General features: G+C 32.6%; 1 protein-coding gene. It reads left to right on the forward strand.

Going from position 1 to position 359, the window contains the following annotated elements:
- The first annotated feature begins 2 nt into the window (after positions 1 to 2).
- On the forward strand, positions 3 to 221 hold the full coding sequence (gene yidD / locus AC1MHZ_RS23410) for a membrane protein insertion efficiency factor YidD (RefSeq protein WP_482967016.1): 219 nt from the start codon (positions 3 to 5) through the stop codon (positions 219 to 221).
- Positions 222 to 359 lie beyond the last annotated feature (138 nt).

Raw genomic sequence — 359 nt, forward strand, 5'->3', positions numbered from 1 at the left:
TTGTGACACTAATCAGCATCTATCGCTACTGTATCAGTCCTTTCATACCTGCTAGATGTAGATATTATCCAACTTGTTCAGAATATGCTCTAAAAGCTCTGAAAACTCATGGTATACTAAAGGGATTGTACTTAACTACACGTAGACTCTTAAGGTGTCATCCACTCTCAAAAAGAGTTTACTACGACGACCCGTTTCCTTGTAAAAATAAAAAAGGTTAAAATAAACAATGAAAGCTAATCATATAAGAATATTACTGTTAATCACAATAGCAATAATGTTTATATCATTGATAGGAAAATGGGAGCAAACATATCCTACTGATAATACTAAACAGCAAACATCAGAAACACAAAACA

The organism is Pseudomonas sp. FA-1 (assembly GCF_056856075.1).